At 66.1% G+C, this 23,336-nt stretch carries 20 protein-coding genes and 1 riboswitch; of the genes, 7 read left to right on the forward strand and 13 right to left on the reverse strand.

Features of this window, described 5'->3' with window-relative positions:
* Window positions 1–18: 18 nt before the first annotated feature.
* Genes L858_RS0102945 through L858_RS0102955 form a run of 3 tightly spaced genes read right to left on the reverse strand, consistent with a single transcriptional unit; the run spans window position 19 to window position 5,667 of the window.
* The gene (locus tag L858_RS0102945; RefSeq protein WP_022681653.1) at window positions 19–1,386 is read right to left on the reverse strand and encodes an efflux transporter outer membrane subunit; all 1,368 of its coding nucleotides are present in this window, start codon (window positions 1,384–1,386) and stop codon (window positions 19–21) included.
* Window positions 1,383–4,523, reverse strand: coding sequence for an efflux RND transporter permease subunit (locus tag L858_RS0102950; RefSeq protein WP_022681654.1), 3,141 nt, complete (start codon window positions 4,521–4,523; stop codon window positions 1,383–1,385). Before L858_RS0102950 ends, L858_RS0102945 begins: the two co-directional genes overlap by 4 nt.
* 13 nt (window positions 4,524–4,536) lie before the next feature.
* A complete protein-coding gene (locus tag L858_RS0102955) occupies window positions 4,537–5,667 on the reverse strand; it encodes an efflux RND transporter periplasmic adaptor subunit (RefSeq protein WP_022681655.1) in 1,131 nt (376 codons plus the stop codon).
* Window positions 5,668–5,929: 262 nt separating this feature from the next.
* On the opposite strand from L858_RS0102955, the gene L858_RS0102960 reads away from it, so the two are divergent.
* The 6 genes from L858_RS0102960 to L858_RS0102985 all read left to right on the forward strand — a co-directional run bounded on the left by L858_RS0102960 (window position 5,930) and on the right by L858_RS0102985 (window position 13,893).
* Window positions 5,930–6,658: a response regulator transcription factor gene (locus L858_RS0102960; protein ID WP_022681656.1), complete on the forward strand. Its 729-nt coding sequence runs from the start codon at window positions 5,930–5,932 to the stop codon at window positions 6,656–6,658.
* Entirely contained in the window at window positions 6,655–8,025 is a 1,371-nt protein-coding gene (locus L858_RS0102965) for a sensor histidine kinase (protein ID WP_022681657.1), read from the forward strand. Before L858_RS0102960 ends, L858_RS0102965 begins: the two co-directional genes overlap by 4 nt.
* Window positions 8,026–8,634: 609 nt before the next feature.
* The gene (locus L858_RS0102970; RefSeq protein ID WP_022681658.1) at window positions 8,635–10,578 is read left to right on the forward strand and encodes a PrkA family serine protein kinase; all 1,944 of its coding nucleotides are present in this window, start codon (window positions 8,635–8,637) and stop codon (window positions 10,576–10,578) included.
* Window positions 10,579–10,669: 91 nt separating this feature from the next.
* On the forward strand, window positions 10,670–11,977 hold the full coding sequence (locus tag L858_RS0102975; RefSeq protein WP_022681659.1) for a YeaH/YhbH family protein: 1,308 nt from the start codon (window positions 10,670–10,672) through the stop codon (window positions 11,975–11,977).
* Window positions 11,974–13,515: a SpoVR family protein gene (locus tag L858_RS0102980; protein WP_022681660.1), complete on the forward strand. Its 1,542-nt coding sequence runs from the start codon at window positions 11,974–11,976 to the stop codon at window positions 13,513–13,515. Before L858_RS0102975 ends, L858_RS0102980 begins: the two co-directional genes overlap by 4 nt.
* 174 nt (window positions 13,516–13,689) lie before the next feature.
* Window positions 13,690–13,893, forward strand: coding sequence for a hypothetical protein (locus L858_RS0102985; protein WP_022681661.1), 204 nt, complete (start codon window positions 13,690–13,692; stop codon window positions 13,891–13,893).
* A gap of 13 nt (window positions 13,894–13,906) precedes the next feature.
* On the opposite strand, the gene cobF is transcribed toward L858_RS0102985, so the two are convergent.
* From cobF to L858_RS0103010, 5 genes are read right to left on the reverse strand one after another with little or no spacing between them, the layout of a single operon-like run.
* Window positions 13,907–14,650 carry a precorrin-6A synthase (deacetylating) gene (gene cobF, locus L858_RS0102990; RefSeq protein ID WP_022681662.1) on the reverse strand — a complete coding sequence of 248 codons (744 nt, stop codon included), beginning with the start codon at window positions 14,648–14,650 and terminating at the stop codon, window positions 13,907–13,909.
* Window positions 14,647–16,023, reverse strand: coding sequence for a cobyrinic acid a,c-diamide synthase CobB (locus tag L858_RS0102995; RefSeq protein WP_022681663.1), 1,377 nt, complete (start codon window positions 16,021–16,023; stop codon window positions 14,647–14,649). The genes cobF and L858_RS0102995 overlap by 4 nt, the downstream gene beginning before the upstream one ends.
* Window positions 16,020–16,802, reverse strand: a complete 783-nt coding sequence (gene cobM / locus L858_RS0103000) for a precorrin-4 C(11)-methyltransferase (protein ID WP_022681664.1) — start codon at window positions 16,800–16,802, stop codon at window positions 16,020–16,022. The genes L858_RS0102995 and cobM overlap by 4 nt, the downstream gene beginning before the upstream one ends.
* Window positions 16,799–17,164, reverse strand: coding sequence for a cobalamin biosynthesis protein (locus tag L858_RS0103005; protein WP_022681665.1), 366 nt, complete (start codon window positions 17,162–17,164; stop codon window positions 16,799–16,801). Before L858_RS0103005 ends, cobM begins: the two co-directional genes overlap by 4 nt.
* A complete protein-coding gene (locus tag L858_RS0103010) occupies window positions 17,161–18,369 on the reverse strand; it encodes a bifunctional cobalt-precorrin-7 (C(5))-methyltransferase/cobalt-precorrin-6B (C(15))-methyltransferase (RefSeq protein WP_022681666.1) in 1,209 nt (402 codons plus the stop codon). Before L858_RS0103010 ends, L858_RS0103005 begins: the two co-directional genes overlap by 4 nt.
* Between L858_RS0103010 and L858_RS0103015 the strand changes: the two genes are divergently transcribed.
* Window positions 18,368–19,117 (forward strand): cobalt-precorrin-6A reductase, encoded by a 750-nt coding sequence (locus tag L858_RS0103015; RefSeq protein WP_022681667.1) that lies wholly within the window; start codon window positions 18,368–18,370, stop codon window positions 19,115–19,117. The genes L858_RS0103010 and L858_RS0103015 overlap by 2 nt on opposite strands.
* Here the strand turns inward: L858_RS0103015 and cobJ are convergent.
* The 5 genes from cobJ to bluB all read right to left on the reverse strand — a co-directional run bounded on the left by cobJ (window position 19,093) and on the right by bluB (window position 23,325).
* Window positions 19,093–19,842, reverse strand: a complete 750-nt coding sequence (gene cobJ, locus L858_RS0103020) for a precorrin-3B C(17)-methyltransferase (RefSeq protein WP_022681668.1) — start codon at window positions 19,840–19,842, stop codon at window positions 19,093–19,095. The genes L858_RS0103015 and cobJ overlap by 25 nt on opposite strands.
* On the reverse strand, window positions 19,839–20,561 hold the full coding sequence (cobI, locus tag L858_RS0103025; RefSeq protein WP_022681669.1) for a precorrin-2 C(20)-methyltransferase: 723 nt from the start codon (window positions 20,559–20,561) through the stop codon (window positions 19,839–19,841). The genes cobJ and cobI overlap by 4 nt, the downstream gene beginning before the upstream one ends.
* Entirely contained in the window at window positions 20,558–21,187 is a 630-nt protein-coding gene (locus tag L858_RS0103030; RefSeq protein WP_022681670.1) for a precorrin-8X methylmutase, read from the reverse strand. The genes cobI and L858_RS0103030 overlap by 4 nt, the downstream gene beginning before the upstream one ends.
* On the reverse strand, window positions 21,187–22,251 hold the full coding sequence (locus L858_RS0103035; protein WP_022681671.1) for a precorrin-3B synthase: 1,065 nt from the start codon (window positions 22,249–22,251) through the stop codon (window positions 21,187–21,189). The genes L858_RS0103030 and L858_RS0103035 overlap by 1 nt, the downstream gene beginning before the upstream one ends.
* Before the next feature lie 176 nt (window positions 22,252–22,427).
* Window positions 22,428–22,639: riboswitch (cobalamin riboswitch) on the reverse strand.
* 95 nt (window positions 22,640–22,734) lie between these two features.
* Window positions 22,735–23,325, reverse strand: a complete 591-nt coding sequence (bluB, locus tag L858_RS0103040; RefSeq protein ID WP_193742845.1) for a 5,6-dimethylbenzimidazole synthase — start codon at window positions 23,323–23,325, stop codon at window positions 22,735–22,737.
* Window positions 23,326–23,336 lie beyond the last annotated feature (11 nt).

A 23,336-nucleotide genomic window follows, 5' to 3' on the forward strand; every position in this document is an offset into this window, starting at 1 on the left:
TCGGGTGTTTCCAGCTTTTCAGAAGTCCGCGCCGATCACCCGATAGAGCGTCAGCCGGTTCTGCACCTGCTTCAGCTGAGTCGCGATAGCGCTGCGCTGAGCACTGTAGAAGGCGCGCTGGTTTACGAGGCTGTTGAGGAAGGTGTCGATGCCTGCGCGATAACGCTCTTGGGACAGGGCGAAAGCGCGCTGGCTCGCCACCACCAGCCGCCGCTGCGCGCCGAGTTGCTCATCGATCGTCCCGGCGCGGGCGAGCGCATCGGAAACCTCCCGGAACGCGGTCTGGATCGCCAGCTCATATTGCGCCAGATAGCGATCGCGCTGCGCCTTGCTGTAATCAAGATTTCCCCGCGCACTGCCGCCGAAGACCGGAACGCTGGCCGATGGTGCGGCCGACCAGGCGAAGGCGCCCCCTGAGAAGAGCGAGGAGAGCGCGGAACTCGCGGCCCCGATCGCGGCGGTAAGGCTGATGCGGGGGAACATGGCCGCGCGCGCCGCGCCGATGTCGGCATTGGCGGCCTTCAACTGATGTTCGGCCTGCAAAACGTCGGGCCGCTGCAGCAGTACGTCGGAAGAAAGGCCGGCGGGCACTCTTGCAACAGTGTCGGCGAGCCCCTGAAGGCTCTGAGGCAGCAGGGTGCTTTCGACCGGCGCACCGACGAGCAGGTCGAGCGCGTTGCGATCCTGCGCCAGCTGCGCCATGCCGCTCGCGACATCGCTGCGCGCCTGCTCGGCTGTCGTTTCCGCCTGGTGCACGTCCAGCTTGTCGGTCAGGCCCGCACGATTGAGCGACCGGATCAGCGCCAGGCTATGTTCGGTACTCGCCAGCGTCTCGCGCGCGACCGCCAGCAATTCCTGGTCGGCCGCGAGGGTCGCATAGGCGTTCGCTGTCTCCGCAACGAGCGCGATCCGCGTTGAGCGCGCGCCTTCCTCGGACGCGAGATAGGTTTGAAGCGCCGCCTCGCTCAGGTTCTTGAGCCGCCCGAACAGGTCTATCTCAAAGGCGCTGAAGCCTACATTGCCGCTGTAGCTATCCCGCACCACCCCATTTTGCCGGGCGATGCTGCTGCCCGCCTCGCCCGTGACGGCAGGAAGCTGGGCGGCGCGCTGGATGCGATATTGCGCGCGTGCGGACAAGACGTTGGCCAGCGCCACACGCAGGTCGCGATTGTCGGAGAGCGCTCGTTCGATGACGGTCTTGAGCTTCGGATCGCCGATGAGAAGCGTCCAGGGAAGGCCCGCCTTCTCAGCGGTGCTGCTGGCTACGTATGGGGTACCTTGGGGCCAGCGGGCTGGTACCGGGGCGGATGGCCGGACGTAAACCGGCGCCATGTTGCAGCCGCAGAGGGCTGCTGCCGGGATGAGAGTCAGCAGGACCCGCCTCATGCCATGACCTCCGTGGTGGAGGGGCTGGGCTTGGTGCCCTTGCGAGAGAAAATGTGCATGATCGTGACGAAAAACAGCGGAACGTAGAAGATGGCCAGAACCGTCGCGGTCAGCATGCCGCCGACCACGGCGGTGCCGATCGCAACCCGGCTTTGCGCACCTGCGCCCGTGGCGATCGCCAGGGGGAGAACGCCCGCGATAAACGCGAGGGATGTCATCAGGATGGGCCGGAAACGCAGCCGCGCCGCCTCCACAGCGGCGACGCCTGCATCCTTCCCCTGCAACCAGGCAAGTTCGGCGAACTCGACGATCAAAATGGCGTTCTTCGCCGCCAGCCCCATTGTGGTGAGCAGCCCGACCTGGAAAAAAATGTTGTTCTCCAGCCCCCGCAGCCAGACCGCCAGCACTGCGCCGATCAGGCCAAGCGGGATCACCAGCAGCACCGCGAGCGGGATCGACCAGCTTTCGTAGAGCGCCGCGAGGCACAGGAACACGACAAGGACCGACAGGCCATAGAGCAACGGCGCCTGCCCGCCCGAAAGCTGTTCCTCAAAGGACAGTCCGCTCCAGGCGAAGCCCGTGCCCGGGGGCAGCTGGCGCTGAAGCCGGACGATTTCATCCATTGCCTCGCCCGAACTCGCGCCCGGCGCCGCTTGCCCCTGAATTTCGTAGGATGGCTGACCGTTGAAGCGCGACAAGGTGCTTGGTCCCATCGTCCAGTGGGTCGTGGCGAAGGCGGAAAAGGGCACCATCTCGCCAGTCACGCTGGAGCGCACCTGCCAGTTGTCGAGGTCGCTCGGCAAGGCGCGGAAGGGAGCGTCGGCCTGCATATAGACGCGCTTCACGCGACCCCGATCGACGAAGTCATTGACGTAGCTGCTACCCCAGGCCGCGCTCAGCACATTGTCGACGCTGCTTTGGGTGAGGCCCAGCACCGCGAGCTTTGCGGAATCGATGTCGACCTTCAGCTGGGGCGTATCCTCCAGCGTGGCGGAGCGGACGCCGGCCAATATCGGACTCTCCTCCGCAGCCTTCAGCAACTGATTGCGCAACTCAAGGAAACGGGCGCGACCAAGGCCACCCGTGTTGAGCAGCTCGAAGGTGAAGCCGCTGGACTGGCCAAGGCCGCGGATCGCCGGTGGCGTCAGCGCGAGCACCTTGGCATCGCGGATCGCCGCCAGCTGCTTGGTCGCGCGCCCGGCGATGGCCAGGGCGCCATTGATGCTGCCCTGCCGTTCTTCCCAGGGTTTGAGGTTGATGAAGCCCTGCGCGGTATTTTCTCCCTGGCCGGCGAAACTGAAGCCCTGGATCAGGTAAACCGCATCGCTATTGTCCTTCTCGTCGTTCAGAAAATAATTCTGCACCTGCTCGAGAGCAGCGCTGGTGCGGGAGGATTTGGCGCCTGCCGGCAGCGTCAGCTGCACCATGACCTGCCCTTGGTCCTCGACCGGCAGGAAGCTGGTGGGCAAGCGGACGAACAACAGGCCGAGCACCAGCAGGATGAGCGCGTAACCGCCCCAGAACAGCTTCCGACGGCCGAAGAAGCGATCCAGATTGCGCATATAGCCGTTAGTGATTCGATCGAACCAGCGGTTGAACTTGCCCGTCCATCCGCGATCGCGATGCTCATGCCCGATGGGCTTGAGCAGGGTGGCGCAGAGCGCCGGGGAAAGGATAAGGGCGACCAGCACCGACAATAGCATCGATGACACGACCGTGATGGAGAACTGGCGATAGATGACGCCTGTCGATCCGCCGAAAAAGGCCATCGGCAGGAGCACGGCGGAAAGAACCAGGGCGATGCCGATCAGCGCGCTGCCGATCTCCTCCATCGACCGGATCGTCGCTTCACGGGCGGGCAGCCCCTCCTGCTCCATGAGGCGCTCGACATTTTCGACTACGACGATGGCATCGTCCACCAGCAGGCCGATGGCGAGCACCATTCCGAACAGCGTGAGCGTGTTGATCGAATAGCCGAACAGCGCCAGCACGCCGAAGGTGCCGAGCAGAACCACGGGAACCGCCACCGCAGGCACGAGGGTCGCGCGCCAGCTTTGCAGGAACAGGAACATCACCACGACAACCAGGCCGACCGCCTCGATCAGCGTCTCGATCACCTCCTCGACAGAGAGTTTGATGAACGGGGTCGTATCGCGCGGAAAGGTGACGACATAACCATGCGGCAGGCCGCTCGACAAGTCCTCGACCTTGGCTTTGATCAGCTCCGCCGTCTTGAGCGCATCGGCGCCCGGCGCGAGCTGAATCGCCATGCCCGACGCAGGATGGCCGTTCAGCCTTGACGCCGAGGTATAGCTTTCATTGCCAAGTTCGACGCGCGCCACGTCGGACAGGCGCACCACCGATCCGTTGCTCTGCGTCTTGACGATGATGTTGCGGAACTGATCGGGCGTCTCCAGGCGCGACCGCGCTGTCACCGTGGCGTTGATCTGTTGCCCCTCCGGCGCCGGATCGGCACCGATCCTCCCGGCCGAAACCTCGACATTCTGGGCCGCAACAGCGCTCTGCACGTCCGATGGCATCAGCTTGACGGTCGCCAGCTTATAGGGGTCCAGCCAGATGCGCATGGCATATTGCGACCCGAAGATCTGCGTCTGCCCCACGCCGTCGATCCGGGCGATCGGGTCCTGGAAGTTGTTGACCAGATAATCGGCGATATCGGTCTGCGTGGCGCTGTTGGTCCGGTCGTAGAGGCTGACCAGCATCAGGAAATCGGTCTGCGACTTGGTAACGGTGACGCCCTGTTGCTGAACCGCGTTGGGCAGGCGGTTCAGCGCCTGCTGCACCTTGTTCTGCACCTGCACCTGGGCCGTGTCGGGATCGGTACCTTTCTTGAAGGTGACAGTGATCCGCGACTGGCCGTTCGCTGTCGAGGACGAGGAAAAATACATGAGGCCATCGATGCCGGTGAGCTGTTGCTCGATCACCTGCGTGACGCTGGATTCCACCGTCTCCGCCGCGGCGCCGGGATAGTTGGCGGAGACGTTGACGGCGGGCGGCGCAATGTCCGGATATTGGGCGATCGGCAGGGTCAGCATCGCGCCCAGCCCAGCCAGCATGATGCCGACAGCGATGACCCATGCGAAAATGGGGCGGTCTATGAAGAAGCGGCTGAGCAAGGTTGCCGCTCCCTTATTTCGCGTTCTGGTTGATGAGCACAGGCTTGACCACGTCGGCGGGCTGCACCTTGTCCGTGCCCTCCACGATCAGCCTGTCGCCTGCCTTAAGTCCGGCCGTGATCAGCCATTTGTCGCCGATCGCCTGGGCGGCGGCGACGGTGCGGCGTTCGACCTTGTTCGCCCTGTTCACAACCAACGCGGTCGCATTGCCCTTGGGATCGCGGTTGATCCCCTGCTGGGGCGCGAGAATGGCGCCGGGCACCACCGACTGGGGCGCGACGACGCGGACGAACATGCCGGGCAGCAAAAGGCTGTCGGGGTTCGGGAATCGCGCGCGGAGCGTGATGGTGCCGCTGTTCGGATCGACGATCGGCTCAGCGAACTCGATGCGGCCCTCCAGCGGATAGTCGGAGCCATCGTCCAGCTTCAGGCGGATCGCTGCGCTGGCGGGCAGCGCCTTGCCGGCGGCGAGTGCGCGGCGCAGTGCCAGCAATTGCGCGCTGGATTGAGTGATATCCACGAAGATCGGGTCCAGCTGCTGAATCGTGGCGAGCGGGTCGGCCTGACTGGCGGTGACCAAGGCACCGGGCGTGAACATGGACCGGCCGATCCGGCCGCTGATGGGGGCGCGGACCTGGGTGAAGTTGAGGTTGATGCCTGCCGTCTGGAGCGTGGCGCGGGCCTGGTTGACGGCGGCGCTCGCCTGCCGGGCGGCGGCGATCACATCGTCGCGATCCTGGGCACTCACCGCCTCGCTTTCGCCGAGGGTGCGGTAGCGATTGGCCTTGGCCTGAGCGGCGGCGGCATTGGCCTGCGCGCTGGCGAGGGTGGCCTGGGCTTCATTCCGCGATGCGCGGTAGAGCGAAGGATCGATCTGATAGAGCGGCTGTCCGGCGCGGACGAAGGACCCTTCGGTGAAGAGGCGCTTCTGGATGACGCCCGCGACCTGGGGCCGGACTTCCGACATCATGGTGGATGCGGTGCGGCCGGGCAGTTCGGTGGACACCGTCACATCCTGCGCGGTCAGGCTGACGACGCCGACCTCGACCGGGCCCTTCCTGGGTGCTTCGCCCTTGCCGCAGGCAGAGACGAGGCAGAGGGCGGCGAGCGGGGCGGCAGACAGGAGGACAGGGCGGAGCGGCATGTGCTGAAACGGTCCCAAGCTTTAGAAGATATCGCTTCGCCCGGCGCAAGGGGGAGGGGAGGGACGCGCCGGGCGAAGGTCGGCCTTTTCCTCGCGCGAATCCAAGAGGGATTGATACGGAAGAAATGCCGACTTCACCTCCTTCGCCTTTCGGAGGCTCCGTTGCTAGAGCGACTTATTTTCAACATGTAGCGGAATGTATCAGAATGTATCGGGCGGCGGAGGGCGCAGACTTTTGGGCGCAGGACGGATAAGGGAAGGCATGCCCGACCTGCCGCCGTCCCATCAGCCCTGTGTCGTCGTCGTCGATGATGATGCGGATATTCGCGGCCTGATCGCCGGGCAACTGGCGCAGGAACATTATGATGTTCTGGAGGCGGGCAGCCTGGCCGAACTGAATGTTGCGATATCGCAACGACATGTCGATCTGATCGTGCTGGACCTCAACCTGCCCGACGGCGACGGCCTGTCGCTGTGCCGGGAATTGCGGGCGAGGGGCGCGCCTGTGCAGATCATCATGGTGACGGCGCGCGGTAGCGCGATCGACCGGGTGCTCGGCCTTGAACTGGGGGCGGACGATTATCTGACCAAGCCGTTCGAGCCGCGCGAGCTGCTGGTGCGGGTACGCAACCTGCTGCGGCGGTCGCGCGCCGATGAGGCCGCGGCGCAGAAGAGCGCCCGCATCGCGTGCTTCGGCGCGTGGCGGCTGGACCTGTTCCAGCGCCGCCTGATCGCCAGCGACGATCGGCTGGTCATGCTCTCCTCCGCCGAATTCCGGCTGCTGTCGCGCTTCATCGAGGAGCCAAACGTGGTGCTGTCGCGCGAGGAACTGGTGCCTGAGCGAAGGGCAACGGCGGCGTTCGACCGGTCGATCGACCTTCAGGTCAGCCGCCTGCGGCAGAAGCTCGCGGATGGCGAAGGCGGAGACGAATTGATCCTGACCGTGCGCGGCGAAGGCTATGTGCTGGCGAGTCCGGTGACATACGAATGATCGGCGCGGCGCTGGCGCGGGGCCGCCGCTTCCTGCGGTCGCTGGCCGGCCAGATTTTCCTGCTGCTGACCGTAGGCATGAGCATTGCCGCGATGCTGGCGTTGCTGGTGGCGGAGAACAGCCGGCATGTCGATTATCGGCGGTATCGGCTGCAGCGCGTCGTGGCGAGCGCGGCCGACATCGCCCAGCGGCTTGCCCATGAACCGGGGCGGGCGGAGCGGATGCTGGCGGCACGGCAGATCGTGGGCGCGACCCTGGCGCCGACCGGCGTGGCGCTGACCGAGCCCGACCCGGCGCTCGCCCAGGCGCTGGCGGAGAAGCTCGGGCAAACATCCCATCCGGAGGCCGGTCAGGTTCCGTTCGGGCTATGCCTCTCGACCGACCGGTTCGACCCGTCGCGCCGGGCGGCGGGACTCGCCGGCTCTCCCTATCCGGACTGCTGGATCGTTCGCTACAGCGATCAACGCGGCGCGCGCCGATCGCTCGCCATCTACCTGCCGCGGCTGGACAAGCCGCCCAGCATCGTCGGCAATCCGCTGTACCTGCTGCTGATCCTGCTGTCTTCAGCGGGCCTGGCGATCATCGTCGCGCGCTTCGTCGCCAAGCCGCTGCGGCGGCTGGCGGTCGCGGCCGAAGCCTTTTCGGTGTCGCTCGATCCCGAGGAGATACCTGAGTCCGGGCCGGAAGAGGTACGCGCGGCGCTATCCACCTTCAACCTGATGCAGCGGCGGGTGCGGGCTGGCTTCGTCGAGCGCACGCAGCTGCTCGCCGCGATCAGCCATGACCTGCAGACGCCGCTCACCCGGCTGCGGCTGCGGCTTGAACTGGTCGAAAATGAGGAACTGCGCGCCCGGCTTTTGCAGGATCATCAGGCGATGCTGACGCTGGTGCGCGAGGGGCTGGACCTCGCCGCGAGCACGGAGTCACAGGAGGAGTGGTCGGTCATCGACATCGACTCGCTGCTCGCCAGCATGGCGGACGATACGCAGGACCTGGGACTGCCGGTCCAGTTCCTGAGCGGCTGCGGCGGAACGGTGCGGGTCAAGGTGAATGCGCTCACGCGCTGCATCAGCAATCTCGTCAGCAATGCCGTCAAATATGGCGGCAGCGCGGATATTCGCTGCGCAAGGGCGAATGGCCGGGTGCTGATCACGGTGCGCGACCAGGGACCGGGGATCGCGGCGGAACAGCTGGACCAGATGTTCGAGCCGTTCACGCGCGGCGCCGCCGGGCAGCCGGGCGGACGGCCGGGAACGGGCATCGGCCTTACCATCGCGCGGTCGCTGGCGCTGAGTTTCGAGGCGTCGGTGCGGCTGAGCAACGCGGCGGGGGGCGGGTTGATCGCGACGGTTGATATGAAGGCTTGAAGGGGCGGCGGATTGGGCTGGTTTGCGCGCCTCCGGGGATAGGAGGGCGTGAGGAGGGATGGATGTTGAACCAAGTTCAGCATGACGAGGGGGCTGGTGTGTTGAACGGCAGGACCCATCATTCGTTTGTGCCTTTTCATCTCCGGTCGCCGAGCATGATCGTCTTCGAGTGGGTCCGTCACTCCGGATCGAGCCGGGGTGACGGAAAAGGAGCCTCGATACCGCGCTCTCGCGTGACGGCAGCTCCTTCATGATCCTTTCCCCCGTCGAAGGGAACTTCCAGCCTTCATGGGAGATTATCTCTTTACCCTCTTTCCTATGAGGGCTTGAGGTGACACTATGTCTCATCGCGGCGGGGGATCGTCGCGCCGAACGGAAGAAGCGGCAAGACGGCGCGGCAAGCTCTGCCCGCCGATGAAGTGCCGATCGCGCAAATACCGGAATGCTTCTGCGTCGCCGGACAGGCATCCTGCGTTTCTACGTCAGAAATGTGCGGATGAATATTTGGACAGAATTGAAATTTTTGACCTAGCCTTGTTGTATTGCACTGTTTTTACAGGCCGCGAGCGTCTATATTGCACTTCACGGCTACTTTAGCGGGAGTCGCCAGTGACAAAGAACGAGCTGTTTTCCAGCTTCACGCAGAAATTCGATGACCGGCGTCAGGCCGAAATGTCCATTGAAGATTATCTGCTGGAATGTCGCAGTGATCCATTGATGCATGCCTCGGCGCCGGAGCGATTGCTGGCGGCGATCGGCGAGCCCGAGATCATCGATACATCGCGTGATGCGCGGCTGGGCCGGATCTTCATGAACCGGACGATCCGGCGCTACCGGAGCTTCGCGAATTTCTACGGCATGGAAGGGACGATCGAGCATATCGTCAGCTTCCTGCGGCATGCGAGCCAAGGGCTGGAGGAGCGCAAGCAGATCCTCTACCTGCTGGGGCCGGTGGGCGGCGGCAAGTCGTCGCTGGCCGAGCGGCTGAAGGCGCTGATGGAGGTGCACCCCATCTATGTGCTGAAGGCCGGAGATGAGATCAGCCCGATCTTCGAAAGCCCCCTGGCGCTGTTCGATGCCGAGACGCATGGCGACTATATCGAGCAGAATTATGCGATACCCCGGCGACGGCTGACCGGCATGATCAGCCCGTGGTGCCGCAAGCGGCTGGACGAATTCGCGGGCGATATCTCGCAATTCAAGGTCGTGCGAATGATGCCATCGCGCATGCGGCAGGTGGCGATCGCCAAGACCGAGCCGGGCGACGAGAATAATCAGGACATCAGCTCGCTGGTCGGCAAGGTCGATATCCGCAAGCTGGAGATGCTGAGCCAGAATGATCCCGATGCCTACAGCTATTCGGGCGGGCTCAACCGGGCGAACCAGGGGATGCTGGAATTCGTCGAGATGTTCAAGGCGCCGATCAAGATGCTCCACCCGTTGCTGACCGCGACGCAGGAAGGCAATTATATCGGCACGGAGAATATCGGCGCGATCCCCTATAATGGGATCATCATGGCGCATTCCAATGAATCGGAATGGGCGAATTTCAAGAATAACAAGAATAACGAAGCTTTCATCGACCGTATCTATGTTATCAAGGTTCCGTATTCTCTGCAGGCGACAGAGGAACGGCAAGTCTATGAAAAGCTGCTGCGGGAATCCGACCTCAGCAAAGCGCCTTGTGCGCCAGGGACATTGGACATGCTGGCGCGTTTCTCCGTGCTGACGCGGCTGCGCGAGCATGAGAACAGCAATCTTTATTCCAAGATGCGCGTCTATGACGGCGAAATGCTGCGGGAGATCGATCCGCGCGCGAAAAGCATCCAGGAATATCGCGATGCCGCCGGCGTCGACGAGGGGATGGCTGGGACATCGACCCGCTTCGCCTTCAAGGCGTTGTCGGCGACCTTCAACCATGACAGCAGCGAGATCGCGGCCGACCCGGTGCACCTCATGTATGTGCTGGAAGGCATGGTGCGGCAGGAGCAGTTCCCCGCCGAGGTCGAGGCCAAATATCTGGAGTTCATCAAGGGCGAGCTTGGGCCGCGCTATGCCGAGTTCATCGGCAATGAAATCCAGAAGGCCTATCTGGAATCCTATAATGATTATGGGCAGAATCTGTTCGACCGCTATGTCGCCTATGCCGACGCGTGGATCGAGGATCTGGACTTCAAGGACCCGGATACCGGGCAGTTGCTGGACCGCGAGGTCATCAACCAGGAATTGTCGAAGACGGAGAAGCCGGCCGGCATCGCCAATCCCAAGGATTTCCGCAACGAGGTCGTGAAGTTCGCGCTGCGCATGCGGGCGAGCAATGACGGGCGGAACCCTTCGTGGACGTCTTATGAGAAAATTCGCGAGGTGATCGAAAAGCGGATGTTCAGCCAGGTCGAGGACCTGTTGCCGGTGATCAGCTTCGGGTCGAAGAAGGATGGCGAGACGGCGACCAAGCATGACGAGTTCGTGTCGCGCATGATCGAGCGCGGCTATACCGAGCGGCAGGTGAGGCGGCTGGTGGAATGGTATATCCGGGTGAAGCAGGCCGGGTGACGGAGGGCTGGTGGTGCCTCGACCCGACGGATCGCATCGAGGCCAGTATTGATGGAGGCGCGCGTCCTGTGAAGGAGTATATCTGGCTGTCATGCACATAGTCGACAGACGGCTTAATCCGGGAGGCAAGAGCCTGGTCAACAGGCAGCGCTTCCTGCGGCGGGCGAGGGCTTATGTCAGCCAGGCGGTGCGCGACAGCCTGAAGGACCGGAGCATCAAGGATCTGGACAAGGAAGGCCAGATCACCATCCAGCGCGACGCCATCCACGAGCCGACGTTGCACAAGGCCGGGCAGGGCGGCAATCGCGAGCGCGTCTTTCCCGGCAACAAGGAATATATGGAGGGCGACCGGATCAAGCGGCCGAACGGCGGCGGCGGATCGGGCAGCCAGGCCGGGCAGGGCGAGGGGAATGACGATTTCCAGTTCGTACTGAGCCGGGAGGAATTTCTGGGACTGTTCCTGGACGATCTGGAGCTGCCCGACCTAGCCAAGCGGCGGCTGATCGGCGGGGCGGTCGACGGCATCAGGCGGGCGGGCTATTCGACGGTGGGAAGCCCGTCGAACCTCTCGGTGCCACGCACGATGCAGAAGGCGATGTCGCGGCGGATCGCGCTGCGGCGGCCGAGCAGCCGCGAACTGCGGGAGATCGAGGAGGAGATCGCCGCGATCGAGGCACGCGACCCTGCGGGAGCGGACGACGCGGTGCGGCTGGAACGGCTGCGCGAGGAGCGGTCGCACATCATTCGGCGGCGGAACCTGATCGCCTATATCGACCCGGTGGACCTGCGCTACCGGCGTTTCGAGAATGTGCCAAAGCCCGTGGCGCAGGCGGTGATGTTCTGCCTGATGGACGTCTCCGGCTCCATGACCGAGCATATGAAGGACCTGGCCAAGCGCTTCTTCGCGCTGCTGCATCTGTTCCTGACGCGCTGCTATGAACATGTCGAGGTGGTGTTCATCCACCATACCGACCGGGCGGCCGAGGTCGATGAGCAGACCTTCTTCTACAGCACGGTGACGGGCGGGACGCTGGTGTCGAGCGCGCTCGACAAGCTGCTGGAGGTGGCGAAGGACCGTTATCCGTCGGATGACTGGAATATCTATGTCGCGCAGGCGTCCGATGGCGACACGATGCAGTCGGACAATGGCAAGGTGGTGAGCCTGATGAACGATGAGATCCTGCCGATGTCACAATATGTCGCCTATCTGGAGGTCGGGCGCGAGGAATTCGCGGACATCGAGGCGGTGGGTACGCGGTCGGGCCTGTGGCAGGCCTATGCGCCGGTGAGCGAGGCGAACCGCAATTTCGTGATGCGCAAGGTGCATCATAGGCGGGAAATATACCCCGTCTTCCGTGAGTTGTTCCAGCGCAAGGGCGTGGCGGAGCGGACGGCATGAGCGTGGCTCTGGCGCCCGAGCCGCTGTTCACCGGGAGCGACTGGGACTTTTCGCTGGTCAACCGCATCTATGAAGTGGTCGAGCCGATCGCGCTTCAGGAAATGAAGCTCAATATCTATCCCAACCAGATAGAGATCATCAGCGCGGAACAGATGCTGGACGCCTATTCGTCCATCGGCATGCCGCTTTTCTACAAGCATTGGTCGTTTGGCAAGCAGTTCGTGACCAATGAAATGATGTATCGCAAGGGGCTGCGTGGCCTTGCCTATGAGCTGGTGATCAACAGCGATCCCTGCATCAACTATCTGATGCAGGAAAATAGCGCAACGATGCAGACTTTGGTCATTTCGCACGCTGCATTCGGTCATAATCATTTCTTCAAGAATAATTATGTCTTCAAGCAGTGGACGGATGCGGAGGGCATCCTCGACTATCTGGAGTTCGCCAAGCGCTATATCGCGCAGTGCGAGGAGCGGCACGGGCAGTTGGCGGTGGAGCGGGTGCTGGACGCCGCGCATGCGCTGATGAACCAGGGCGTGCATCGCTATGCCCGGGTGCGGCCGCGCGACCTGAAGGCGGAGGCCGCGCGGGAGGCGGAGCGGCAGGCCTATCGCGACCGCATCTATGACGATCTGTGGCGCACCGTGCCGACTGGGGCGAAGGCGGACGCGGTGCCCAATGAGGCGCGGCGCGCGGCGCTGGGGCTGCCGCAGGAGAATATCCTCTATTTTCTGGAGAAGACTGGGCCTCGGCTGGAAAGCTGGCAGCGAGAGGTGCTGCGCATTGTGCGGCTGATCGCGCAATATTTCTACCCGCAGCGCCAGACCAAGGTGATGAACGAGGGCGCGGCGACCTATACCCATTATCGGATCATGACGACGCTGCATGAGCGCGGGTGGATCACCGATGGCGCCTTCATGGAATTCCTGCAGTCGCACACCAATGTCGTCTATCAGCCGACCTATGATTCCGGGCAGTTCGGCGGCTTCAACCCCTATGCGTTGGGCTTTGGCGTGATGATGGACATCGAGCGGCTGTGCCTGAAGCCGACGCAGGAGGACCGGGAATGGTTCCCCGACATCGCGGGATCGGGCGATCCGGTGGAGGTGCTGAAGGATATCTGGGCGAACTATCGCGACGAAAGCTTCGTCTCGCAATATCTGAGCCCGCACATGATCCGCCACTGGCGGCTGTTCAACATCGTCGATCGGGCGGCCGAGTCGGAGCTGCGGGTGGAGGCGATCCATGACGAGCGCGGCTATCGGCGCATCCGCCGGGCGCTGGCGCGGGAATATGATATCGGACGGCAGGAGCCCGACATCCAGGTGGTGGACGTCGATCTGGCGGGCGACCGCAAGCTGATCGTCGAGCATGCGGTGCTGGACGGGGTGCAGCTGGACCCCGATGATACCGTCATGGTGCTGCAAAATCTGGCCAATCTGTGGGGCTATGAGGTGCTGCTGAAAGAGGTGGATGCGGAGAGCCGCAGGGAGCTGAAAAGCCATAGCGCGCAACCCCGACTGGCCTGGCTGCGCTGAAGCGGGGGAAGCGAGGGGCGGGCACCTGACGCCTGCGAGATTCCATTTTCATATCCGATGCGAAAAGGGTAGATTGCTGCCGGTTTTCGCGGGAGAGAGGGCGTTGACCAAGGGCGCTTGAGGGTGCCTGCGGATCTGCGTCGATCGATCCCGCGACAGGCAGGAGTTCGATTCATGACGAATGCTCTCAATCGAGAAGAGTGTCTTGAGCGGGCCAGAATGCACGAGCAGCTGGCGCGGGCGACCGACGACGCCACCGCGCGCATGGTGCATCAGGCGATGGCCGCGGAATTCCGCCGCCGGGCCGAGTCCGATCCGCTGGGCGAACTGCGCCCCGTCAACAGACCGGTGATGGAGCTTTGCCCCAATACGCTCTGACGAGCGCCCTGCCTCAGCCTGACCGCCTGCGCAGCAGGTAGATGTCCATGATCCAGCCATGCTCTTCCCGGAGCATGGCTCTTTGCGCCACGATCCGCGCGCCCGTCGAAGACAGCGGGCCGTGGCAGAGCGCCTGATGCGGCATGCCGAGATAGGCGCCCCACCATATATCGATCCCCTCCGGTTTCAGTGTCTGGAAGGCGCAGCCGCCGTCCAGCATGACGACGATGGTGGAGGCGCAGGCGGGCCAGCCCTGTTCGCGCAGCCGCCGTCCGGTGGTGATCAGCACCGGTTCGGCCAGATCGTTGAGGCAGATAGCATGAGCCGCGGTAAGCGCCTGCATGCTGGTGATGCCGGGAATGACGCTGATGTCGAGGCCGGGCAGGCGCGCGGCGATGCGCAGGCTGCTGTCATAGAGAGAGGGATCGCCCCAGACGAGAAGGGCCAGCGTGCCGCCATCGGGGAGATGCTGCCTGATCTGCTCCATCCAGAGGCCCGCAATGGCGTCGTGCCAATCGAGCACGGCATCGACATAGGCGGGCTGGTCGGCGCGCGTCGGCATGTCGAATTCGACGATGCTGACGGGCCGGTCAAGGACTTGCGCGCAGATGGTGCGGCGCAGGTCGATGAGGTCCGACTTCGCGTCGCCCTTGCGCGGCAGCAGGATGAGGTCGGCATCATTCATCGCGCGGATCGCGGCCAGCGTCAGATGATCGGGATTGCCGGTGCCGATGCCGATGAGGGAGAGACGGATCATGAGGTGACTTCCGATGCGGCGGCAATGAGGTGGAAGAAGCTGCCGGTCACCTGACCGCGCCGGGAGCCGGTGGCGGCGACGGCGCGCCCCTCCGCATCGGTGACGGTGGCGAGAGGGCTGTCCGGCTGATCGATGATGGTCGAATAGTGGAATTCATGGCCGTTGAGCAGCGCGCCTTCGGGGAAGCCGGGCATCGGGGCGAGCAGACGGGCGCGGCGGTAGCCAAGGTGCAGGCGGCGGTCGGCGAAGCTGGTGACCAGGCCGAGCAGGCCGGCCATTTCATGGGTGCGGCCATCCGCGTCGATGAGGGCGCTGCCGAGCACCATATAGCCGCCGCACTCGCCATGGATGGGGCGGGTGAGGGCATGGGAGCGCAGTCCGGCGTGGAAGCGGGTGGAGCCAGCGATGCGGCCGGCGTGGAGTTCGGGATAGCCACCGGGTAGCCAGATGGTATCCGCGCCCGGATCGGGTGCTTCGTCGGCGAGCGGTGAGAAAGGGAGGACTTCCGCGCCCGCCGCACGCCAGTCGGCAAGGAGATGGGCGTAGGTGAAGGTGAAGGCGGCGTCGGATGCGAGCGCGATGCGCTGGCCGGGCGGGGGGAGCGCGCCTCTTTCCGAGGGGGCCAGGGCTCCTGCGCAGTTAGGAGGCCCGTTCAGGCGACGGGGCTGGGTTCCTGCCTTCGCAGGAGCACGGTGCGAGGCCTCCAAAATCCTGTTTATATCCACATGCGCGGAAATAATCGCGCCGAAGCGATCGAGCATCGCGTCCAGATCGGCTTGCTCGGCGGCCTGAACGAGGCCGAGATGGCGTTCGGGCAAGGTCAGATCGGCCGAGCGCGGGATGGCGCCGAGGACCGGGATGCCCGCCGCCGCCATCGCGCCGGAGATGAGGTCGCGGTGGCGCTCGCTTGCCACGCGGTTGAGGATGACGCCTGCGATCTGGACGTCCGGGCGCAGGCTGCGGAAGCCCTGCGCGATGGCGGCGGCGGACTGGCTCTGCCCCGACACGTCCATGACGAGCAGCACGGGCCAGCCGAGCGCGGCGGCGATGTCGGCGCTGGAGCCGTTGCCTGCTTCCCCGGGGGTCGCGGCGCCGTCGAACAGGCCCATGACTCCCTCCGCCAGCGCGATGTCGGCGTTCTCCGCCTCAGCGGCGAGGGCGGCGAGGCGGTCGGGCGCCATGCCCCAGCTGTCGAGATTGAAGGAGGGGCGGCGAGCAGCGGCAGACTGAAAGGCGGGGTCGATATAGTCGGGGCCGCTCTTGAACGGCTGGACCGTCATGCCGGCATTGGTAAGCGCGCGCAGCAGGCCGAGCGTCACCGTCGTCTTGCCGGAGCCCGAGCGCGGGGCGGCGATGAGAAGGCCGGGCGTCATTCTCTGCCAATGAATTGCGAGTCGGCCGACGAGGGGCGAAAGCGGCGGTCATAGCCCGGCGCGTAGAGGCTGCTTTCGGCAAAGTCCGCTTCGCCGAGCACCGGGCCGACGAGGATCAGCGCGGTGCGTTCCGGGCCGCCGACGGCGGCTTGCTCTACCGTCGCGAGGGTGGCGCGGACGACCCGCTGGTCGGGCCAGCTCGCGCGCCAGACGATCGCGACCGGGCAGTCGGGACCGTAAAGCGGGCTGAGGTCAGCCACCACGCTCGCCAGATTATGGATCGACAGGTGGATGGCGAGGGTCGCGCCTGTCGCGCCGAAGGCGGTCAGGCTTTCGCGTGGCGGCATGGCGCTGGCGCGGCCCGGGGTGCGCGTGAGGACGAGCGACTGGCCGAGTTCGGGCAGCGTCAGTTCGGTGCCGAGCGCGGCGGCGGCGGCGGCGAAGGAGGGAACGCCGGGGGTGATGCTGAAGGGGATGTCGAGCGCCTTCAGCCGGCGGAGCTGCTCGCCCATCGCAGACCAGACCGAGACATCGCCGCTGTGGAGACGGGCGATATCGTGGCCGGCGACGTGGGCTTCGCTGATCGTGGCGATGATCTCGTCCAGCGTCAGCGGCGCGGTGTTCACGATGGTCGCGCCGGGCGGGCAATGATCGAGGATCGCGGCGGGAACCAGTGAGCCGGCATAGAGGCAGACGGGGCTGGCAGCGATGAGATCGCGGCCGCGCAGGGTGAGGAGGTCGGGCGCGCCGGGGCCTGCGCCGATGAAATGGACGGTCATGCGGGTCTTCCTTCGGCAAGGGCGCAGGTGGCGAGGCGATCGGGCGAGATATGGCGGGGCGCAAGCAGGCGGGCGCCGGGACCTGCGGCGGCGAGGGCGGCGGCTTCCGCGACGCTGCCCGTGTCGTGGGCGGCGAGGCTGGCGGGGGAATGGGTGAGGGTGGTCTGTTGCTCCAGCGCCTGCCCGTCGAGCAGGATAAGCGCGAGGGCGAGCGATTGCGCGAGCGGGGCGAGTTGAGGCGCCTTGGCGCGCAAGGTGGCGAGGGCGTCGGGCATCGGCTGGCCCTGGGTGGCGGCGCTGAGCGCGGCGTGGAGCGAGGCGGGGGTCGCGCCCGCGCGGCAGCCGAAGCCGGCAACGATCACAGGGTGACGCTCCATTGGACGAGCGGATAGGATGCGCGCCAGCCGCGACGGGTGCCGAGCGGGGTGGCTTCGGCCAGTTCGATGCGGAGCAGGTCGCCACCCTTGCGGGCGTGCCATTGGGCGAGCAGTGCTTCGGATTCGAGGGTGACGGCGTTGGCGACGAGGCGGGTGGGGCCGCCGGGGAGGGCGCAGAGCGTTTCGAGCAGCGCTTCGCTGAGCCCGCCACCGATGAAAATGGCTTCGGGCCGGACGCGGCCGGAGAGAATATCGGGAACGCGGCCTTCGATAACGGTCAGACGGTCGACGCCGAGGCGGGCGGCGTTGGCGCGGGCGCGGGCAGCACGGGCGGGGTCGGCTTCGAAGGCGAGGGCCTGGGTCGAGGGGTGGCTGAGCAGCCATTCGATCGCGATCGAGCCGGAGCCGGCGCCGATGTCCCACAGCGTTTCATTGGGGCGGGGGGCAAGCGCGGAGAGGGTGAGGGCGCGGGCGGGACGCTTGGTGATCTGGCCGTCATGGTCGAACCAGTCGTCGGCGATGCCGCTGGCGCGGGGCAGGGTGCGGCCTTCCCCCGCGACGACGAGGCCGACGGCGACGGGATGGGCTATGTCGTCGGGGATAGGGTCGCTGGCCGTGAGGGTGCGGATGCGCTGGCGGGTGCCGCCGAGCGCTTCCATGATGTGCAGGGTCGAGGGGGCGAAGCCGTTGTCGCTGAGATAGCTGGCGAGCGACGCTACGGCGGGGCCGTCGCGCAGGAGGATGAGGAGGCGGGCGCCGGGGGCGAGATGTGGGCGCAGGTGGGTGAGCGGGGCGGCGTGGAGGCCGAGGCATTCGACGCTCTGGAGCGGCCAGCCGAGACGGGCCGCGGCGAGGCTGAAGGTGGAGGGGGTCGGGTGGGCGATCCACTCTGCGGGGTTCAGGTGGCGGGTGACGCTGCTGCCCGCGCCGAACCAGAAGGGGTCGCCGGACGCGAGCATGACGCTGGGCTCCCCGCGCCGGGCGAGCAGGGCCGGGAGGCCTTCGTCGAACGGGACTGGCCAGGGGCTATGGGCCGCTTTAAGGGGGGGCAGCAGCGCGAGGTGGCGGGCGGCTCCGGTAACGAAGCTGGCCTGTTCCAACGCGTTGCGGGCGGTTTCGGAGAGGCCTTCTGCGCCATCCTCGCCGATGCCGATGATCGTCAGCCACGGCCTGTCAGGAGTATCGGGCATGTCCAACATCCTTATCCTGGGCGGGACGACCGAGGCGAGCGCCCTGGCGCGCGCGCTGGCGGAGCGGGGCGCAGACGCGGTGCTGAGCTATGCCGGGCGTACCGACAAGCCGAGGGCGCAGCCGGTGCCGGTGCGGATCGGCGGCTTTGGCGGGGTGGCGGGGCTGGTCGCTTATTTGAGGGAGCGGCAAGTGACGCATCTGGTGGACGCGACCCATCCCTTTGCGGCGCAGATGAGCACCCATGCGGTGGAGGCGGCGCACGAGGCCGGAGTGGCGCATATGGTGCTGAGCCGCCCGGCCTGGGTCGCGGGCGAAGGGGATCGCTGGACACGAGTGGCGGACATTGCCGGTGCGGTAGCCGCGTTGGCGGGCGAGGCGCGGCGTGTGATGCTGGCGCTGGGGCGAATGCATGTCGATGCCTTCGCCGCGCAGCCGCAGCACCATTATCTGCTGCGCTTCGTCGATCGGCCGGAGGAGGCGCCGGCGCTGCCGGATAACCATCTGATTATCGATCGCGGACCGTTCACCGTCGAAGGCGACATGCGGTTGATGCGCGAGCATCGGATCGACGTCGTGGTCGCGAAAAATGCGGGTGGCAGCGGCGCGGCAGCGAAGCTCGCGGCGGCGCGGGCGCTGGGGCTGCCGGTCATCATGATCGACCGGCCGCCCGCGCCGGCCGCTTTGGTCGTGCATGAGGTGGAGGCGGTGCTGGAGTGGCTCGGTCATGCGGCGTGCCGGGGCGTGTAGAGGATCGGCCGGCCGGGGCGGTCGATGAGGCGGGTCTGGCTCGAGCCGATGATCACCATGGTGCGCATGTCGGCCATGTCGGGCGTCGCCTGACCGAGGGTTGTGATGGCGAGTTGTTCCTCGGGCGTGGTCACCGCGCGGGCGAAAAGGATCAGGCGGTCGGGGCCGCATTCCTCGCGCAGGATGTCGAGGGTGCGGGCGAAACCTTCCGCGCGTGACTTCGAGCGGGGGTTGTAGAAGGCCATGGCGAAATCGGCCTGAGCGGCGAGGCGCAGGCGGCGCTCGATCAGCGGCCAGGGCTTGAGATTATCCGACAGGTTGATGGCGCAGAAATCATGACCGAGCGGCGCGCCCGCGCGGGCGGCGGCGGCGAGCATGGCGGTGATGCCGGGGAAGACGCGGAGGTCGAGCGCGCGCCATTCGGGCGGGCCTGCCTCCAGCGCTTCGAACAGGGCCGAGGCCATGGCGAAGACGCCGGGATCGCCAGAGGAGACGATGACGACCCTGGCCCCCTGCGCGGCGAGGGTCAGGGCGTGGGCGGCGCGGTCCAGCTCCACCCGGTTGTCGCTGGGGTGGAGGGTAAGGCCGGGGCGCTGGGCCACGCGGGCGACATAGGGGATGTAGCCGATGACGTCGGTCGCTGCCGCGAGCGCTTCCGACACTTCCGGCGTGATGAGGGCCTGCGCGCCGGGGCCGAGGCCGGCGACGGCGATCCAGCCGCTCACGGCCGGCGGCCCTGTCCGTGGATCAGCAGGATCGAGAAATAGGCGGTGACGCTGTCCGCCTCCATCAGCGGGGTGAGGCGCTGTTTGTCCATGGTCGCATATTCGACGAGCCAGGCGCAGTCCTGCTTGCCGGCGGCCTCGACCGCCCGGCGCAGCTTCGCGAGGTTGCGGCCGATCTTCATGACGACGAGCGCATTGGTGTCGTGGATGCGGCGGGTGAGTTCCTGTTCCGGGAGCGTCGCCATCAGGACGGTGAGCACGTCGTCGCCCCAGCTGATCGGCGTGCCGCTGGCGGTCCAGGCGCCGGACATGCCGGTAATGCCGGGGATGATGCGGACGGGGGCGAGGTCGGCGAGGCGGCTGTGCAGGTGCATGAAGCTGCCGTAGAAAAAAGGGTCGCCTTCGCACAGGACGACGACGTCCTCGCCGGCGGCGGCGAGCCGGTGGAGATGGGCGGTGCAGTCGGCGTAGAAGGCGGACAGCGCTTCATTATAGCGCGGGTCGGTGAAGGGGATTTCGGTCGTGACCGGATATTCCATCGGAAATTCGATCGCGTCGGGACGGAGCATGCCTTCCACGATGCCCCGCGCCTGGCCGGAGCGGCCGGCCTTGCGGAAATAGGCGATGTGGCGGGCGGAGCGGATCAGGCGGTCGGCGCGCACGCTCATCAGGTCCTGCGCGCCGGGGCCGAGGCCCACGCCATGGATGGTGCCGCTCATTCGGCCGCACTCGCCAGCGCGTTGACGGCCGCGACGGTAATCGCGCTGCCGCCGAGCCTGCCCTCTACGATGCAGCAGGGCACGGGCTGCTCCTGCCAGAGCGCGTCCTTCGATTCCGCCGCGCCGACGAAGCCGACGGGGCAGCCGATGATGGCAGCGGGGCGAGGGCAGGCGGGGTCCTCCAGCATGTTGAGCAGGTGGAAGAGGGCGGTCGGCGCGTTGCCGATGGCGACCAGCGCGCCGGCGAGGTGCGGGCGCCAGAGCTCGAGCGCGGCGGCGGAGCGGGTGTTGGACATGGCTTGCGCGAGGGCGGGGACCTGCGGGTCGTTCAGGGTGCAGAGGATCGGATTGGCGGCGGGGAGGCGCTTGACCGTGATCCCCTCCGACACCATGCGCGCGTCGCAGAGGATGGGGGCGCCCGCCTCCAGCGCTGCGATGGCGGCCTGCGCGAAGGTCGGGGAGAAGCGGATGTGCGGAGCGAGGGCGATGAGGCCCGCCGCGTGAATCATGCGGACGGCGACGCGCTCCTCCTCGGGTGAGAAGCGGGCCAGATCGGCTTCGGCCCGGATGGTGCGGAAGGACTGGCGGTAGATCGCCGCGCCGTCGGTTTCGTAGAGATGGGGCATCAGGAGGCTCCGAAAAGCGCGAATATCTGGTCGGGATCGAGGGCGGCTCTGTCGGGAGCCGATCCGGCGCGGGCGCTGCGGGCTAGGTCGAAGCGGCCTTCCCGACCGGTCAGCACGGTGTCTGAGGCGGCAGGGCGGGCGCAGCCCTTGGCGCAGCCCGATACATGGAGTGAGCCCTTGGCGTGAGGCGCCAGCCGGGCGGCGAGGTCGCGGGTGGCGACGCTCGCCTGCGGGCATAGCGGCGCGCCGGGGCAGGCATCTACCCGAAGCAGCGGGTCGTCCGGGCCGTGACGGGGGGCGGCGCTGCTGCCTTCAAGGATCAGGCCGCGCCATGGGGTGAGGCGGATCGCGCTCGCTCCCGTATCCGTGACGAGCGCGGCGAGCGCGTCGGCATGGATCTGGCCGAAGGGAATGCCGTGAAAGGGGCCGGGCGCGCAGGCAAGCGTCCGCATGAGGGGCCGCGGCGGAGCGGGCGCGATGTCGTGGCCCGGCGGCAGGGTGGCGCGGTGGCGGGCCATGCGGCCGGACGCGGCTCCATCGGTGGCGACGAACCAGCGGGTCAGGTCGATCAGGGCGTCTACCGCCTGGGCGGTGGTGGTCGCGATGCCTTTATCGCGGCCGTCCGCGCGCAGGAGCAGGGTTGTGCCGGCGCTGCGTTCGATGCGGAAGTCGGCGGGCGTGCGCGACAGGGCGGGCGCGGGGCCCGCGTCGATGGCTATGCCCATTTTGGCGGGCAGATCGGGAAGCTCATCGATGCGGGCGAGGAGCGCCTTCGCGATAATGTGGCTGTCGTCGCCCGGGGACCAGTCGGGGTTGAGGATGATGTTGCGGCGGGCCTCACATGCAGGGTCGGGGTTGATGAGGCTGAGGGCGATCAACTGTTCGAGCAGCGGCATATGGGATTGATCGCTGACACCCCGCAACTGAAGGGCGGCGCGGTTGGTGAGGTCGATGAGGCCATTGCCATGGTGCGTGGCGGCGTCGCACAGGCCAATCAGCTGGGCAGCCTTCAGTCGGCCGAGCGGCGCGCGCACGCGGACCAGCAGCCCATCGCCTGCCATCATCGGCCGCCATGCCGTGGGGCACCAGCCGCGAATGGCCGGGGCGGAGTCGATGCTCCGGGCGTCTGGCACTGATATCACCTCCCACGTCGCGACGAGGGCCGGGAAGTTCCCCAACCGCTCCTAAACCGTCGCTCACGCGGAAAACCGAGCCGTGACCATCCCCTGGACCAAGGCAAGAGCGACCCTATGCGCCGGCAGGTATCCTGGCTTGCGGGTCACAGCATCGGCAGGGGCCTTCCCGGATCGCTCCAGTGGCTGACCTTGTCGGTCTTCCCAGCTCTGCTCGCCGCTCACAGTTGCAGGGACAGCCACGGATTTGGGAGTTTCCCCCCGCACCGCGTTCCCAATTAAGCCCCCATGCGGGGACACCGACGCGATCGATGGCGCGGGCCAAGCCCGTTCCGGCGCGCTTCATAGGGGCTGCGCGGAGGAAAGGGAAGGGGGTGGATTTTCCCTCTCCCACAAGGGGAGAGGGAACAAGGGTCAACGCGTGACCACCACCGAATGCCAGTCGGTGCGATGTTCCCAGCCGCGGCGTTCGAGTTCGGGCGTGGCTTCCTCGCTGACGGGATAGCCGAGGCAGAGGAGGCCTAGGCAGCGCCAGTTTTCCGGGACCTCCAGCATGGCGTCCACGGTCGGCCGGTCGAGGATCGATACCCAGCCAAGCCCGATGCCGCGCGTGCGGGCGGCGAGCCAGATGGTATGGATCGCCATCACGCAGCTGTAGCGTCGCGCTTCGGGCATGGTGATCGCGCCCAGCTTATGGCCCGTCTCCGTTTCCTCGTCGCAGTAGACGGCGAACAGCACCGGCGCTTCGCGCAGGCCGTGCAGTTTCAGGCTGCGATAGAGTTTTTCCTCTTCCCCCCGATAGATATTGCCGGCCCTTGCGATCTGCTCATCGACGTGGACGGCAAGCTCCTCGCGCAGGGCCGGCGTTTCGATCCGGACGAAGCGCCACGGCTGCGACAGTCCGACCGACGGCGCATTATGGGCGAGTTCGAGCAGATGCTCGACTTCATCCTCCGGCAGCGCATCGGTGCGGAAATGACGCACGTCGCGCCGCGCCCGGATCAGCGCGTCGAAGG

The sequence above is a fragment of the Sphingobium bisphenolivorans genome (assembly GCF_000412635.1).
Classification (GTDB): Bacteria; Pseudomonadota; Alphaproteobacteria; order Sphingomonadales; family Sphingomonadaceae; genus Sphingobium; species Sphingobium bisphenolivorans.

Coding starts and splice junctions, on each gene's coding strand:
- L858_RS0102980 (WP_022681660.1), top strand. CDS start 11,974: ATGAGCGTGGCTCTGGCGCCCGAGCCGCTGTTCACCGGGAGCGACTGG.
- L858_RS0102985 (WP_022681661.1), top strand. CDS start 13,690: ATGACGAATGCTCTCAATCGAGAAGAGTGTCTTGAGCGGGCCAGAATG.
- L858_RS0103035 (WP_022681671.1), bottom strand. CDS start 22,251: ATGATGGCAGGCGATGGGCTGCTGGTCCGCGTGCGCGCGCCGCTCGGC.
- L858_RS0103030 (WP_022681670.1), bottom strand. CDS start 21,187: ATGCCCCATCTCTACGAAACCGACGGCGCGGCGATCTACCGCCAGTCC.
- L858_RS0103015 (WP_022681667.1), top strand. CDS start 18,368: ATGTCCAACATCCTTATCCTGGGCGGGACGACCGAGGCGAGCGCCCTG.
- L858_RS0102960 (WP_022681656.1), top strand. CDS start 5,930: ATGCCCGACCTGCCGCCGTCCCATCAGCCCTGTGTCGTCGTCGTCGAT.
- L858_RS0102945 (WP_022681653.1), bottom strand. CDS start 1,386: ATGAGGCGGGTCCTGCTGACTCTCATCCCGGCAGCAGCCCTCTGCGGC.
- cobM (WP_022681664.1), bottom strand. CDS start 16,802: ATGACCGTCCATTTCATCGGCGCAGGCCCCGGCGCGCCCGACCTCCTC.
- cobF (WP_022681662.1), bottom strand. CDS start 14,650: ATGATCCGTCTCTCCCTCATCGGCATCGGCACCGGCAATCCCGATCAT.
- L858_RS0102995 (WP_022681663.1), bottom strand. CDS start 16,023: ATGACGCCCGGCCTTCTCATCGCCGCCCCGCGCTCGGGCTCCGGCAAG.
- L858_RS0102955 (WP_022681655.1), bottom strand. CDS start 5,667: ATGCCGCTCCGCCCTGTCCTCCTGTCTGCCGCCCCGCTCGCCGCCCTC.
- L858_RS0102975 (WP_022681659.1), top strand. CDS start 10,670: ATGCACATAGTCGACAGACGGCTTAATCCGGGAGGCAAGAGCCTGGTC.
- L858_RS0102965 (WP_022681657.1), top strand. CDS start 6,655: ATGATCGGCGCGGCGCTGGCGCGGGGCCGCCGCTTCCTGCGGTCGCTG.
- L858_RS0103010 (WP_022681666.1), bottom strand. CDS start 18,369: ATGCCCGATACTCCTGACAGGCCGTGGCTGACGATCATCGGCATCGGC.
- cobI (WP_022681669.1), bottom strand. CDS start 20,561: ATGAGCGGCACCATCCATGGCGTGGGCCTCGGCCCCGGCGCGCAGGAC.